This is a genomic window from Duganella sacchari, from assembly GCF_900143065.1.
Classification (GTDB): domain Bacteria; phylum Pseudomonadota; class Gammaproteobacteria; order Burkholderiales; family Burkholderiaceae_D; genus Rugamonas; species Rugamonas sacchari.
Genome location: NZ_FRCX01000006.1, coordinates 432,413 through 447,419, shown reverse-complemented (window position 1 = coordinate 447,419; position 15,007 = coordinate 432,413). Strand labels below are relative to the sequence as shown.

11 protein-coding genes are annotated in these 15,007 nt (G+C 63.5%); 3 read left to right on the top strand and 8 right to left on the bottom strand.

Features of this window, described 5'->3' with window-relative positions; genetic code table 11:
* Positions 1-210: 210 nt before the first annotated feature.
* On the top strand, positions 211-840 hold the full coding sequence (locus tag BUA36_RS16005) for a hypothetical protein (protein ID WP_072786135.1): 630 nt from the start codon (positions 211-213) through the stop codon (positions 838-840).
* Here BUA36_RS16005 and BUA36_RS16000 read toward each other — a convergent pair.
* Genes BUA36_RS16000 through BUA36_RS30350 form a run of 3 tightly spaced genes read right to left on the bottom strand, consistent with a single transcriptional unit; the run spans position 837 to position 2,523 of the window.
* Positions 837-1,595, bottom strand: a complete 759-nt coding sequence (locus tag BUA36_RS16000; RefSeq protein ID WP_072786134.1) for a TorF family putative porin — start codon at positions 1,593-1,595, stop codon at positions 837-839. The two genes, BUA36_RS16005 and BUA36_RS16000, sit on opposite strands and share 4 nt — an antisense overlap.
* Before the next feature lie 32 nt (positions 1,596-1,627).
* A complete protein-coding gene (locus BUA36_RS15995) occupies positions 1,628-2,206 on the bottom strand; it encodes an AAA family ATPase (RefSeq protein WP_072786133.1) in 579 nt (192 codons plus the stop codon).
* Positions 2,203-2,523 (bottom strand): hypothetical protein, encoded by a 321-nt coding sequence (locus BUA36_RS30350; RefSeq protein ID WP_139260597.1) that lies wholly within the window; start codon positions 2,521-2,523, stop codon positions 2,203-2,205. Before BUA36_RS30350 ends, BUA36_RS15995 begins: the two co-directional genes overlap by 4 nt.
* A 211-nt stretch (positions 2,524-2,734) precedes the next feature.
* Between BUA36_RS30350 and BUA36_RS15985 the strand changes: the two genes are divergently transcribed.
* Together BUA36_RS15985 and parC are read left to right on the top strand one after the other, a co-directional pair.
* Positions 2,735-4,732, top strand: a complete 1,998-nt coding sequence (locus BUA36_RS15985; protein WP_072786132.1) for a DNA topoisomerase IV subunit B — start codon at positions 2,735-2,737, stop codon at positions 4,730-4,732.
* 275 nt (positions 4,733-5,007) lie between these two features.
* The gene (gene parC / locus BUA36_RS15980; protein ID WP_072786208.1) at positions 5,008-7,317 is read left to right on the top strand and encodes a DNA topoisomerase IV subunit A; all 2,310 of its coding nucleotides are present in this window, start codon (positions 5,008-5,010) and stop codon (positions 7,315-7,317) included.
* A gap of 113 nt (positions 7,318-7,430) precedes the next feature.
* On the opposite strand, the gene BUA36_RS15975 is transcribed toward parC, so the two are convergent.
* From BUA36_RS15975 to BUA36_RS15955, 5 genes are all read right to left on the bottom strand, one after another.
* Positions 7,431-7,898 carry a hypothetical protein gene (locus tag BUA36_RS15975; protein ID WP_072786131.1) on the bottom strand — a complete coding sequence of 156 codons (468 nt, stop codon included), beginning with the start codon at positions 7,896-7,898 and terminating at the stop codon, positions 7,431-7,433.
* Between the two features lie 91 nt (positions 7,899-7,989).
* Positions 7,990-9,396 (bottom strand): IgA Peptidase M64, encoded by a 1,407-nt coding sequence (locus BUA36_RS15970; protein ID WP_072786130.1) that lies wholly within the window; start codon positions 9,394-9,396, stop codon positions 7,990-7,992.
* A 64-nt stretch (positions 9,397-9,460) separates the two neighbouring features.
* Positions 9,461-10,714 carry a cyanophycinase gene (locus BUA36_RS15965; protein WP_072786129.1) on the bottom strand — a complete coding sequence of 418 codons (1,254 nt, stop codon included), beginning with the start codon at positions 10,712-10,714 and terminating at the stop codon, positions 9,461-9,463.
* A gap of 65 nt (positions 10,715-10,779) precedes the next feature.
* Complete coding sequence (locus BUA36_RS15960) at positions 10,780-12,102, bottom strand: cyanophycinase (protein ID WP_072786128.1); 1,323 nt, start codon at positions 12,100-12,102, stop codon at positions 10,780-10,782.
* Positions 12,103-12,202: 100 nt separating this feature from the next.
* Entirely contained in the window at positions 12,203-14,968 is a 2,766-nt protein-coding gene (locus tag BUA36_RS15955) for a TonB-dependent receptor (RefSeq protein ID WP_072786127.1), read from the bottom strand.
* Positions 14,969-15,007: the final 39 nt, after the last annotated feature.

The window sequence follows — 15,007 nt, the reverse complement described above, 5'->3', positions numbered from 1 at the left end:
TGCTAACTGGCGCGCGTTACTAATATTTCGATCTAGGGAACGCTAAACGCGGAACTAAAAATCGTGCAACGGTTCTAATACTAAAGACCGACAGATTTAGCGTTCCCCCGGTCATTTTTAGTAAGCGATAGCGCACAGTAGTACTCCTTAGGAGGAACTAGCAGCGCTTAGTAAAACCGCCTTTCTGGGAGACCCCATATGCACGCCCAAATGAATACCTACAATTGCATCATCCACCTGCCTCCCGATGTACTGGAAGAATTGGGCGCACACTCCGGATTCTTCTGGCCGGATTTTCAGCTTGAACCCATCATCTGCGACGCGATCCGCGCCTACATCAGCCCAGCCCCTGCCGCACCGGCCGAGCAGGCAGCAACAATGGACGATGGCTACCAGTGGAAGCAGCTGTTTCTGCCCGATGGCACAAGGTTGCGCGCCAGTTTTGGCCGCACCCACTATTTTGCCGTCGTACAGGGAGCAGAAATCAGATATGGCGAACAAGCCGTGTCGCCATCGGGCTTCGCCAACCTCAAAGGCAGCGGCAACCGCAACGCCTGGAAAACCGTCTGGTTGCGTTTCCCGGGCAGCGAGCTATGGGTGCTGGCCGACGTCTGCCGCGCGCAGCACAAAGCCGCCATTTCACGCCTGTTCGGGGCCAATATGACTACGAGCAACGCCGCGCCGGCACAAACACCGGCGACAACACAGGCGCTTCCCGCCGTGCAGGTGACCGCAAAACCGGCGAAAAGCAAATCTGCTCCAGCTGGCAAACGCCACAAGCACGGTAAACAGCGCAGCCGCCGCAAACATTCGGCCGCTGCGCGCCAACCCGCGTCCTAGAAAACCTTGCTGACGGTCAGCTGCAACGCAGTCTTGCCAAGGAACTTGCCGTTGGCCGGCGAGGCGTAGGCGTTTTTATCCGCGTTGGTGCCGATCACGGCCAGCGCGCCGGTGAGCACGCCAAAGTCCCTGGTCACGCCCAGCTTCCAGTCCGTATAGGAAGAAGCATCGTTATGCTTCACTTCCTGGCGGCCCGCATGCAGATTCACCGTCCAGCCCTCACCCGCATCGATATTCGCGCCCACATCCAGATAGCCACTGTTCTTGCTGTTAGCGATGCCAAACAGATTGGTGGTCGCATGCGAATACTTCACATACGCCGGGCCATAACCCAGCTGGCCGTAAATTTCCGTGGTATTCGCATTGACCGGCAGCGCGTTGGAGGCATACACATAAGTCAGCACGCCGACATCGTAGGACACGTCAGCCGTCACCTGCCCGCGCTTGCCGGCATACACGTCCAGCTCCACATTGCCATCACCGCCCGCATCCTTGATCCACTTGATGGTCGAGGCCCACGCGCCCACATACAGGCCAGTCGGATTGTTCACATAATCCACGCCGCCCTGCAAGGCCGGTTTCAAGCGCGTCTGCGAAATGCCGCGATAGCGGTAATCGCTGATCACCGCAGCGTTGAAGCTGACCGCATTGTCCGGCGCCGCAGCGGCTGGCGCGGCGGCATCTTCGGCGCGGGCGCCGCCTGCGATCGTGGTCAAGGCAGCAACAACGGCTGCGGCGAGTACTAACTTTTTCATGTTCTACTTTCTTCTATCAGTGGTTCAATGGTTCAGTGGTTGAAAACTTCGCGGTACAGCGCGTCCATATCGGCTGGCGCGGCGCCGTGAATCACAGTGCTGGCCAGCGTGGCCGACATCACCCGCGCCACGTAGGCGCGTACGGCGGCGCGCTCCTCGTCGCTGGGCGCGTCGGCGCCGCCAACCAGAACAAACAGCACGCGCAGGCCCGGATTGAACATGCGCGCAGAATTGAGACGGGCGATCAGCTTGTACTGGCTGGCCAGGTCGACCTGTTCGGGCGTCACCGGCACCACCGCCAGCCGCGCGGCGATCAGCGCAGCGCGGCTTTCGGCCGTGTCGCGGCCCTCGGTGTCGATCACGATGTCGTTGTAGCGCACGCGCAGCAGTTCCAGCTCATCGAGCAGCGCGCGGCCGGTAATCGCACGCGCGGCAAAGCGCGGCTGCACGCCGGCCGCCGCCAGCTCGCTGCACCAGGCGCAGGACGCCGCGCGCGGGTCGGTATCGACCAGCATCACCTTGCGGCCAGCCCGCGCGCGCAGCAGCGCCAGGTTGTTGGCAACGATGGTCTTGCCGGCGCCGCCACCGGGGCTGGCAATCGCGATAATCATGCTGACCTCTGCGCCAGCGGCGTCAGGCGGCCGAATTCCGCGCCCGGCAAGGCGCGCATCACGGCCGCCATCACCTGCCCGGCCAGCACGCGCGACAGGCATAGCCAGACCTTGACGCGGGCGCCGTGGTCGCACACTTCCACGCGCATGAACTGCAGCGCATCGCCGCAGGTGCGGGCCACCAGCGCGCGCAATGCGCTCAGGGCCTCCACCTCCACCGTCAGCTGCAGCAGGCACGGACGCGGGCTGCGGGCGCGCGCTTCGGCGGCCTTGGGGACGCGGCGCTGGGCGGCCTGGGTGTGGAAAAAGGCGTGCATGGCTTACCTCCCGTTCATCGTTTCGATAGGGGAAAGCTTATCGACCGGCGCGTAAAAACGGTCTAAAAAGGCGGGCCGGCGTTGTAAACATCGTGTATAAATTGCGCAGTGCGCAATTTTTGCCGCGCAGTTTGCGCAGTTGAGGATAGAATACGCAAACAATCCGTGAACTGTACATAAACCCAGTATCAAAATATCAAGCTTGCTCCGTATGGCCACTAAAAAACCAGTTTCTGACTACAGCGAATCATCCATCCGCGTCCTCAAGGGCCTGGAACCCGTCAAGCAACGCCCGGGTATGTACACCCGCACCGAGAACCCGCTGCACATCATTCAGGAAGTGATCGACAATGCCGCCGACGAGGCGCTGGGCGGCAATTGTAAAAACATCATCGTCACGCAGAACGCCGACGGCAGCGTCACGGTGGAAGATGACGGCCGCGGCATCCCGGTCGGCCTGCACCCGGAAGAAGGCGTGCCCACCGTGGAAATCGTGTTTACGCGCCTGCACGCGGGCGGCAAATTCGACAAGGGCAAGGGCGGCGCCTACGCCTTCTCGGGCGGACTGCACGGCGTCGGCGTGTCGGTCACCAATGCGCTGTCCAAGCGCCTGGAAATCACCGTGTGGCGTAAGGAGCCCAATGGCACCGGCCTGCACAACCTGGCGTTCGAACATGGCGACGTGGTCGAGCCGCTGTCGTCGGTGGTGGCGCCGCGCGATGCCAAGAAATCCGGCACCCGCGTCACCGTCTGGCCGGACGCCAAATATTTTGACTCCTCGGCCATCTCGCAGGTCGAGCTGCAACGCCTGCTGCGCTCCAAGGCCGTGCTGCTGCCAGGCGTGTCGGTCACGCTGGCCAACGCCAAGACCGGCGAAGCGCAGACCTGGCAGTACAACGACGGCCTGCGCGGCTATCTGACCGAAGCGCTGGCGCAAGCCACCGACGGCGAAACCCTGATCCCGCTGTTTGAAGGCGAACAGTTTGCCGGCCCGGACGCCGAAGGCTTTGCCGAAGGCGAAGGCGCGTCGTGGGTGGTCGCCTGGACCGAACAGGGCGCCATCGTGCGCGAATCGTATGTGAACCTGATCCCGACGCCCAACGGCGGCACCCACGAATCGGGCCTGCGCGACGGCCTGTATGGCGCCGTCAAGAACTTCGTCGAGATGCACTCGCTGCTGCCCAAGGGCGTCAAGCTGCTGCCCGAAGACGTGTTTGCGCGCGTCTCCTTCGTGCTGTCGGCCAAGGTGCTGGACCCGCAGTTCCAGGGCCAGATCAAGGAGCGCCTGAACTCGCGCGACGCCGTGCGCCTGGTCTCGACCTTCTCCAAGCCGGCGCTGGAGCTGTGGCTCAACCACCACGTCGACTACGGCAAAAAGCTGGCCGAACTGGTCATCAAGCAGGCGCAATCGCGTCTGCGCTCGGCGCAAAAAGTCGAGAAGAAAAAATCCTCGGGCGTGGCCGTCCTGCCGGGCAAGCTGACCGACTGCGAATCCAATGAAGCCGACCGCACCGAACTGTTCCTGGTCGAGGGCGACTCGGCGGGCGGCTCGGCCAAGATGGGCCGCGACAAGGAATTCCAGGCCATCCTGCCGCTGCGCGGCAAGGTGCTGAACTCGTGGGAGACCGACAAGGACCGCCTGTTTGCCAACAACGAAATCCACGACATCTCGGTGGCCATCGGCGTCGACCCGCACACCGTCACCGACACGCCCGACCTGTCCGGCCTGCGCTACGGCAAAATCTGCATCCTCTCGGATGCGGACGTCGACGGCTCGCACATCCAGGTGCTGTTGCTGACCCTGTTCTTCCGCCACTTCCCGGGCCTGATCGCCAACGGCAATATCTGCATCGCCCGTCCGCCGCTGTACCGCGTTGACGCACCGGCGCGCGGCAAGAAGCCGATCCAGAAGCTGTATGCGCTCGACGACGGCGAACTGGTGGCCATCGAGGACAAGCTGCGCAAGGACGGCCTCAAGGAAGGCGCCTGGTCGATCTCGCGCTTCAAGGGCCTGGGCGAGATGAACGCCGAACAGCTGTGGGAAACCACCATGAACCCGGACACACGCCGCCTGCTGCCGGTATCGCTGGGGGGCTATGGCCACAGCGAATCGGCCGCCCGCTTCAATATGCTGATGGGCAAAGGCGAAGCAGCCGCGCGCCGCGCCTGGATCGAAGAACACGGCAACGAAGCCGACGCAGATATCTGATATAGAACCACACTATGACTCAAGCAAATCTCTTTGACGAACCGGCGCCGGCCCAGGGCTCGGCCGCCGGCCAGGCTGCGCCAGCGGCCAGCACCGCCAGCACACCGGCCCACGCGCCCGCAGAAGCAGCCGCCCACGGCCAGCCCGCCCCCATCGAAGCCGGTAGCGATGCCAGCACGGACGATGGCGGCAACGGCGGCGCTGACGGCAATGGCGATGGCGCCAGCGGCGGCGGCAATGGCAACGACGGCAATGGCGGCGGCGGTGACGGCGGCATGTTCGGCGGCCCGCTGGGCGGCGGCGATGATGGCGACGGCAGCGACTCGCTGACCCTGTCGACGTTTGCCGAACGCGCCTACCTCGACTACGCCATCTCCGTGGTCAAGGGCCGCGCCCTGCCCGACGTCTGCGACGGCCAGAAGCCGGTACAGCGCCGCATCCTGTACGCAATGAACGAAATGGGCCTGAACAGCACCGCCAAGCCGCGCAAATCGGCCACCGTGGTCGGCGATGTCCTTGGTAAGCTGCACCCGCACGGCGACCAGTCGGTGTACGACGCCATGGTCCGCATGGCGCAGGACTTCTCGCTGCGCTACCCGCTCATCGACGGCCAGGGCAACTTCGGCTCGCGCGACGGCGACGGCGCCGCCGCGATGCGCTACACCGAAGCGCGCCTGACCCCGATCGCCAAGGTACTGCTGGACGAAATCAACCTCGGCACCGTCGACTTCCAGGCCAACTACGACGGCTCGACCGAAGAACCGTGCCTGCTGCCAGCACGCCTGCCGATGGTGCTGCTGAACGGCGCCTCCGGCATCGCAGTCGGCCTGGCCACCGAAATCCCGTCGCACAACCTGGGCGAAGTGGCGCAGGCCGCCGTCGCCATGATCCGCAATCCCAAGATCAGCCACAGCGAGCTGATGGCGCTGGTGCCCGGCCCCGACTTCCCGGGCGGCGGCCAGATCATCACCCCGCCATCGCAGATCGCCGACATGTACTCCACCGGCCGCGGCTCGATGAAAGTGCGCGCACGCTGGAAGATCGAAGAACTGGCGCGCGGCCAGTGGCAGGCCGTGGTCACCGAACTGCCGCCGGGCACCTCGTCGCAAAAGGTGCTGGAAGAAATCGAAGAACTGACCAACCCGAAAATCAAGCTGGGCAAAAAAACCCTGACGCCGGAACAGCTGGCGCTGAAATCGCTGATCCTGAATTCGCTCGACACCATCCGCGACGAATCGGGCCGCGCGGCGCCGGTGCGCCTGGTGTTCGAACCGAAGTCGAAAAACCAGGACCAGACCGAATTCATGCTGATGATGCTGGCGCATACCTCGCTGGAATCGTCAGCCTCGATCAATCTGGTGATGATCGGCGGCGATGGCCGTCCGCGCCAGAAAGGCCTGACCGACATCCTGCAGGAATGGATCACCTTCCGCTTTGCCACCGTCACCCGCCGCACCCAGTTCAAGCTGGGCAAGGTCGACGCGCGCATCCACATCCTGGAAGGCCGCCAGACCATCCTGCTCAACATCGATGAAGTCATCCACATCATCCGCAATTCGGACGAACCGAAAGCGGCGCTGATCGCCCGCTTCAAACTGAGCGAGATCCAGGCCGAAGACATTCTCGAGATCCGCCTGCGCCAGCTGGCGCGCCTGGAAGCGATCAAGATCGAACAGGAACTGGCCGAACTGCGCAAAGACCGCCAGGTACTGCAAGACCTGCTGGACAACCCGTCGTCGATGAAACGCGCCATCATCAAGGAAATCGAGACCGACGCCAAGACCTACGGCGACGCCCGCCGCACCCTGATCGAAGAAGCGCAGAAAGCCGTAGTCGAACAGAAAGTGGTGGACGAACCGGTCACCGTCATCATCTCGGAAAAAGGCTGGATACGCGCGCGTACCGGCATCGGCCACGACGCCACCCAGTTCACGTTCAAAGCCGGCGACACCCTCTACGGCGCGTTTGAATGCCGCACCGTCGACAACCTGCTAGCCTTCGGCAGCAACGGCAAAGTGTATTCCGTGCCAGTAGCCGCACTGCCGAACGCGCGCGGCGACGGCGTGCCGGTCACCACCCTGATCGACCTGGCGCCAGGCGCCCGCATCCTGCACTACTTCGCCGGCGCCGCTGCCACACGCTTGATGCTGGCCACCAGCGCAGGCTTTGGCTTCGAGACCAAGGCTGGTGACATGGTCAGCCGCATCAAAGGCGGCAAATCCTTCATCACGCTGGACGACGGCGACATCCCGCTGCCGCCGACCGTGATCCCGGACACCGCCAGCGCAGTCGCCGTACTGTCGTCCGGCGCCCGCGTACTGGTATTCGGCATGGACGAAATGAAAGTGCTGACCAACGGTGGCCGCGGCGTGATCCTGATGGAACTGGCCGACAAGGAAACCCTGCTGTCGGCCAAGCCGATCAGCCAGAAAGGCGTGACCGTGTACGGCACCGGACGTGGCGGCAAAGCGCAGGAAGAAAGACTGTCCGCATCCGCGCTGGCCGTCCACTTCGGCAAACGCGCACGCAAAGGCAAAGAGCTGGCCACCAAAATCAAGCCAACGGGCTTAGTGCCTATCGTCTAAGCCGCACGTCCCGCTGATGTGCCGATTGGCACTGCAGCTCACGCAAAAGACGAAGGGTCGGACCCCGCATGGGGTCCGACCCTTTTTAACGCCTTGCGGGTTAGCGCTTAGGCTTAGTGCTTGGCAGCGGCTTCTTTCACTTCGGCGTCAGCCTTGGCTTTGACAGCAGCGGTCTTGTTGGCAGCCAGCGCTTTGTCAGCGGTAGCATCAACCGATTCCTTGATCGCTTTGGCGTCTGCTTTCACGGTTTTTTTCTCAGCTTTTTCTTCCGCTTTCGCTACAGCCTTGTCGCCTTTGGCGGCAGCTTTGGCTTTGTCTTCAGGATCAGCCTTGGCCACTTTTTCGTTGGCTTTCGCCTGTTCCACGGCTACCTTGGCCGCCTGCTCGTCATGGGTTTTGTCAGCCTTGGCGATAGCTTTGTGGGCTTTTTTGTCAGCCTTGGCATCCGCTTTCATTTCTTTCTGTTCGGCCTTGGCGACGTCCTTGTTCGCGTCAGCTTGCGCTTTGGCGACGTCCGAGGTTTGAGCAAAAGCGGCGGTAGCGAACAGACCTGCGATCAGAGCGGCGATAATTTTGTTCATGATGTGATCCCTTTCGGTGTTGTTGGAGTACGTGAGACACAGCTTATTCCTGCTGAGCTCAACACTCTGTACGCTAGCGTACTAAACCGCCTTATTGCTTTGCCGGCCGGGAATACAGGTCAATGATGGTGGTAATCGCATCCGCGCACACGGCGCAGAATTGCTCGCTACGGTCGAACATAATGCACTGCATCTCCGGCCGGTAGTAGCCGGTGGCTTCATAGTTGGCGCCTTCAAACGCGCCTACCGTATGGCGCTGCGGATCGGGCGAGAACAAGGCCGTGCTTTGCTTCAGGTCGCGCGTAAACAGAGCGCTCATCTCGGACTCGGGACGGTTATTGGCGCGCAGCGCCGCACGCTCCTTCTGGTAGGCGCGCGAGGCTGTTTCATAGGCTTCCTTCGGCCATGGCGTCGGCAGCGGCGTGCCCTCCTTCACAAACTTCTTCCACTTGATATTGGCCGGATCGTGCAGCGCCGTGGCATTGGGTTCCCACGGTTCGCGGCGCTCACCGCCGGTGGCGTAGGCCACCGGCGACGTGTAGTACTCATCGGCCAGGCCCGCAAAGTGGTGGCCGAATTCGTGCACGAACAGGTAGTTGGCCCAGTCATTGTCGGCCGCCGCAGTGCTGAACTGGCCGAAGATACCACCACCGCCGTAGGTCTCGTTATTGACCAGGATTTCAATGAACTCATACGGCGCGTACTGCGCCAGTTCGCGCAGCGCGCGGTTATCGGTGGTCAGCACATAGCGTTCGCTGCCAAAGATATCGTAGCGGGCGCCGATCGGCGACGCATGGTGCACGCCGGTCGATGGGCGCGACACGCCCGATTCGCTGGTCGGCAGCGCAATGGCCCAGACATTGAAGTCCTTGGCGCGCTCCTTGAACGGCGAGGTCTCGAACAGATGATCGGCCAGGCGGCGCGCAGCCGCTTCGAATTTCTTCATGTCGGCCTGGGTATAGCCATCGCCGACAATGAGCAGATCGACCTTGTCTTCGGACGGACCGTTGACACGAATGCCGATCGGCTTGACCGGCGCCAGCGGCTGCTTGCGGATCACATCCATCGCGTCCGGGTTGACGTCGGCCGTCCAGACCACCGAGAACAGATTGCGTTCATCGCGCTTGAGGATACGGACTTTGACCGGTGCTTCAGGCTTGGGAAAGCGCACCGACTCCTGGAAGCCGCGGTTGATGCGCGCCGCCTCCTCGGTGCTGCGCCATTCCGCAAAAACGGTCGAGAAACCGCGCGAGTACAGCAGCTTGCCAGTCTTGGCGTCCACCACTTCCACCAGGTTGTTGCCACGGTTGGTGTTGTCGATGGTCTGCGACAGATTGCCTGGCCACGGCAATGGCTCGATCACCACACGCTCCATGGCGTAGTGTTCATCCAGCGCGTTGCCGCTGTGGAGATAGTCGAGGCGGACGGTGGCCGGTTGCGCGGCCAGCGCAGAGGCGCATGCGCCCAGCGCCAGCAAAGAGGAGAGATAGCGGATCATGGTGGTCCTGCGGTCAGTTGAAATGTGAGCGCCATTGTAGACCGGTCCCGCTGCGGCGGCGAGCTTACTGGGTGCGCAGCGACTGGCCGATGTCGAGCGGGCGGATGTCCAGGCGCATATTGAGGATCGAGTAGCTTTGCGGCGCGGCAGACGCGTAGCCGACACTGTCGCGCGTTTTGCTCAGCGTGAACTGGAAGCCCAGCTCCGGCAGCGGCGTGTTGCGGCCACTGGTGGCAATCCCGATCGCTTCGTTGCGGCGGTTGTTCATGAGGTTTTCCATGAGCTGCACCAGCGCGTTGCGGCCCAGGATATCCGGCGAAAACACGGGATCGGCCACCAGCGCCTGGTGCGCCTGCATGCGACCGCCCGCCTTGGCGACAGACGGTGTAAAAGTATGCGTGGCCAGGTCATACAGATCGCCATTATCCAGATAACTGATGCGCGCATTGGCGATATTGAAACCGGCGCTGGCCGCGTCGGTGGTGGCCTGCGACAGGTCGACCAGCAGTGCGCCCTTGCTGCCGACGATTTCCACACGCCGCCGGCTATCGACCACCATCGCGGTGTTTTCATCGATGCCAAGACCGAATTTATAGCCTTTCTTGAGCATGGCCGGTATCATGCGCGCAAAGCGCCCGCGTACCAGGAAGTGCTGGTCGACGAACACGTCGTCGCCGATAAAGCCCAGGCCCGGCGCGATCTCCTCGCCATCGCGCACGCCGCCGCGCAGCGTGGCAAACACGGTCTTGGGCGCATAAAACATGGTGGTACTCATGACCGCCGCGCCGGCGCTGTTACCGGCCACCACGCCGCCCTTGCGGTACACCTCCCACACCGCGTCCAGCACGGCGCTGCGGCTGCCGTCCTCGCGCACCAGCGCCTGCGTGATGCGGGCCTGGTCGCCGCCCGAGAAGAACACGCCGCCGGCGCCGCGCACGGCATCGGCCAGCAGCGGGTCGTCGGCCGCCTTGCGGTAGTCGCTGTCGGCCAGCTTGACGGCCAGCGGCACCTGGAAGGCATCGGCGCCGTAGCGGTTGAGGTAATCGACAATCGCCGCCGCCACCGGCGCCGGGTCGGCCGCCGCCGAGGCGAAAACCGCAATGCGCGCGCCCTTGCCGCCCGCCAGCTGCACAATGCGCTGCCAGACGGCGTCGTTGTCGGGCCGCAGGCCGCCGCCGATGATGACCAGCGAACCGCGCGGACCGTCGGCCGCCGGCGTCGGCATGGGAGACCCAGCCTGCTTGCCGGCGGCAGCGGCGCCCAGCGGCATGGCCAGCAACAACGCAATCTGTAACAGGAATTTGACCGCCATACGCATACCGGCTCCAAAGAAAATGGGACGGGGCCTTGCGGCGCCGTCCCATTAATATACCTTAAGCCGGACTAGCGGTAGCGATACAGCGGCTGCTGCAGCTGGATCGGCCGGATGTCCATGCGCAGCTTGAGCACCGAATACGCCTCCACCTCGGTCGAGCTGTAGCCGACGCTGTTGATGGTCTTGGAGAAGCGGAACTCGAAGCCCAGCTCCGGGTTGAAGTCGCGCGGATTGCCAAACGCGATGCCGATGGCGTCCTGCTGGGCGTTGTCGATCAGGTTGACCATCAGGTCCAGCACCGCGTTATTGCCCAGGATATCGTTGGTGTAGACCGGCTCGCGCGTGTCCGGCTGGTTCGGATCGAGCTTGTTGTCGGCCTTGTCCGGCGACGGCGTGAACTCGCGCGTGACCAGATTGAACTTGTCGCCCCGGTCCAGATAGCTGATGGTGGCGTTCGAGATATTGAAGCCCTTGATGCCACGGTCGGTAATCGCCGCCGACAGGTCCAGCAGCAGCGCGCCGCTGTAGCCGATGATTTCCACATCGCGCCGGGCGTTGACCACCATGGCGGTGTTCTCGTCGATGCCAAGGCCGATCTGGTAGCCCTTCTTCAGCATCACCGGAATCATGCGCGCAAAGCGGCCGCGCACCAGCAGGTGCTGGTCGACAAACACATCGTCGCCGATGAAGCCCAGGCCCGCAGCGATCTCGTGGCCGTCGCTGACGCCCATTTTCAGCATGTCCAGCGTCGGCTTGGCGTCGTAGAACATGGTGGTGCTCATGATCGCCGCGCCGGCGCTGCTGCCGGCCACCACGCCGCCGTCGCGGTAGACGTCCCACACCGCATCCAGCGCGGCCGTGTGGCTGCCGTCCGGGCGCACCAGCGCGCGCGTGATGCGCGCCTGGTCGCCGCCGGTGAAATAGATGCCGGTGGCCGAATGGATCATGGCCACGGTTTCCGGGTCTTCGGCCGCCTTGCGGTAATCGCTGTTCGGCCAGGTCACGCCGAGCGGAATCGCAAACGCCTGGGCGCCGTACTGATTCAGCTTGTTGACCGTGGCCTGGGCCGCGTTCTCGGGGTTGATCGAGGCCGAGCCAAACACGCCGATGCGCGCGCCCTTGCCGCCGGCCAGCATCACAATGCGCTGCCAGACCTCGGCGTTTTCCGCGCGCAGGCCGCCGCCGATGATGACCAGGTTGCCCGCCGGCGGCGCCAGCACCGGCTTGGGTGGCGGCACCGCCTTGGCTGGCTTGCTGCTCTTGCCCGGCACCTGCACTTTGGTGACCGGCGTCGTCACGGCCGCCTGCACGCTGGCGCCGGCGAACACCAGCAGCCATAGCATGCAAAGCCGCATGCACAGGCGCTGTAGCGTCAAACCAGTTACATTCATGTTGCCCTTCCGATGAAAACCGGCGCCGGGCTGTCGCCGGGCGCCGTACGTTACTGCTTGATTACTGCCAGATGATACCAAGCTATTGCTTAAAAACGCATTACTTGAATGCGTAATTTACATTCGCGAAGAAACGACGGCCACGCACGTCGGTATAGGTAGGATCATAGCCCGAGATGAAATGATAGGCCTGATTCGAGAATGGCGGCGCCGTGTCGAGCAGGTTCTGGATGCCGACGCGCAGCTTGAGCGCCTTGCTGGCCTGCCACGAGCCGCTCACATCCCACAGCGAATAGGCTTTTACGCGGTTGGCCGCCACCACGCTGCCGTCATCGGTGTTGATGGCCGAGTTCTGGTCTTGATAGCCGCTCGAATAGGTGTTGGACAGGCTGGCCGCGAACGGGCCGTTGTCCCAGTCCAGCGTGATGGTATGGCGCCAGCGCTGCACTACGCCGTCGGTGACAAAGCGTGCCAGGTTGCTGACATAGGCGTCGCCCGGCTCGTTCTGGATCTTGGAGTCGGTCACATAGGTGCCGGACAGGCGGCCGCCAAAGCGGCCCGCAAAGGTCTGCACGCCACGGTAGTCGATGGTCAGATCGAGGCCGGCGGCCTTCTGCGCGCCGCGGTTTTCCTTGTACATATCGATGTAGTCGATATAGCCGTCTTCGTCGCGGTGCACCAGGTTGCCGTATTTGGCCGGATTGGCCAGCACGATGTCATCGCCGACTTCCGCAATCAGGTCGGTGCGCTTGATGTTCCAGTAGTCCAGCGACAGCATCACCTGTTTGCTAGGCTGCAGCACCATGCCCAGCGAGAACTGGCGGCTGTGCTCCGGCTTCAGGTTGGGATTGGAATGGCGGTGGGTTTCCCACGCGTTGGCGCAGTCGGCGTAGTTGTTGTCCACCGTGGCGCAGTAGACCGGGTCCGGCAAGGTGGCGGTGGCGCTGACCTGCATCGGGCGATACAGATCGGTCATCGACGGCGCGCGGAAGCCGCGTCCGGCCGAGGCGCGGAACAGCATGGTCTTGGTCGGCATATAGCTCACGCCCACTTTCGGGCTGGCGGCGCCGCCCACCACCTGGTAATGGTCGTAGCGCGCCGACAGCTGCGCTTCCCATTGCTTGGTGAACGGCAGCAGCAGCTCGCCGTACACGGCCTGGATGTTGCGGCCGTAGCTGGTGGACTGGCCGCCTTCGGGCGCGGCGTCGTTGTTGATGTTGTCGCTCATGAGCAGGGCCGACGGGTTGTAGTCGGTCTTCTCGCGGCGCACCTCGCCGCCCACCGCCATCGCGGCGTCGCCGCCGGCCAGCGTGCCGACCGCGTGCGAAATCTTGAAGTCCACCGAATCCATGGTGCCGCGCGCGTGGCGCACCTCGTCGTTGACCTGCAGGCTGTCGATGAGTTTGAGGCCGGCCGCGCTGGACGGGCCAAACGGATTGACCAGGCCATCGGTGATGCCTTTGACCAGCTCGTTGTACAGCAGGTAGCCGTGGGTGTCGCGGTCGCGGATCACGTTGACGCTGTGGTTCAGCGCGACGTCATAGTCCCAGCCATTGCGGCTGCCGGTCAGGCCCAGCACATAGCGCTGGCTTTCGCTGGTCAGCTCCGAGGTGCGGCGGCCCGCTTCGTTGAGGCGGATGCGCAGTTCCACTTCGCCGTCGCCGCCCGCCTCGTCCGAGCCCAGGTCGTAGCCGGCCAGCGCCGGGATCACCGAATGGTCGACATAGGCGCGCACGCGTGCCGACGATGCCGCGTACCAGGTCTTGGAGCGGCTCAGCGCCACCTCGGCGTACAGCTGGTTGTCGGGATTGAGCTGCAGCACGCCGCGCGACAGGAAATTGGCCTTGTCCGACTTCGGATACAGCTCGGTGTCGCCCATGTAGTTGTAGGTGCAGCCATTGACGCCGCCGGTGCCGGCCGGCAGGTACAGATTGGCGGGCGGCGCGCAGTTCGGCACCGACGGGTTGATGATGTTGCTGGTGATCGGCTTGCCGTTGATGGTGAAGCCATGCGCGGCCAGGTAGTCGCGCTGGTCGCCGCTCAGACGGATATTGGCCGGCGAGGTATAGCCCGACAGCAGGTGCGGCAGGCGCTCGGGGATGCGCAGATCGTTGATGAAGCTGCGCTGCGAGGTGCTCAGCGCGTCGGTGCGCTGCAGATCCAACACCGCAAACACATTGTAGCCATCCTTGCTGATGTCGCCATGGCCGGCGCTGATGCTGGCGGTGCGCTTGCCGGCGCCGCCCTCCTTGGTCTTGAGGCCATAGACGTTCAGTTCCACGCCCTGGAAATCCTTGCGCGTGATGAAGTTGATCACGCCGCCGATGGCGTCGGTGCCGTACAGCGCCGAGGCGCCGTCCAGCAGCACTTCCACGCGCTGGATGGCGGCCGCCGGGATGTTGTTGAGGTCCACGCCGCTGTCGTCGCCGGGCGAGGCAAAGTTGGCCATGCGGCGGCCATTGAGCAGCACCAGCGTCGACGAGGTGCCGATGCCGCGCAGGTTGGCGCTGTTGAAGCCGCGCTGGTCCTTGCCGTCGGTGATGCTGGCGGCGTCGGTCAGGCCGCCGACGTTGGCCGACAGGCGCGCCAGGATTTCCGAGGCAGTAGTGACGCCGACCTTGTCGATTTCCTCGCGCGTGATGACTTGCACGGGCAGCGCGGTTTCCGCTTCGATGCGCTTGATGGCCGAGCCGGTGATTTCCACGCGCGCCATCGGTGCCGGTGCCGGTGCCGGTGCCGGTGCAGCGGCGGGCGCGGCGTCCTGCGCGCCCGCCTGCGCGCTAGCCTGACTAATGACGCCGGCCACGGCCCCCACGCCCAGCGCCAGCTGTACCGCGCGCGCCATCATCGTTTTCCGTGCTGTCATATTCACTCCCCGATATTCGTTATATAAATAATTCATTTA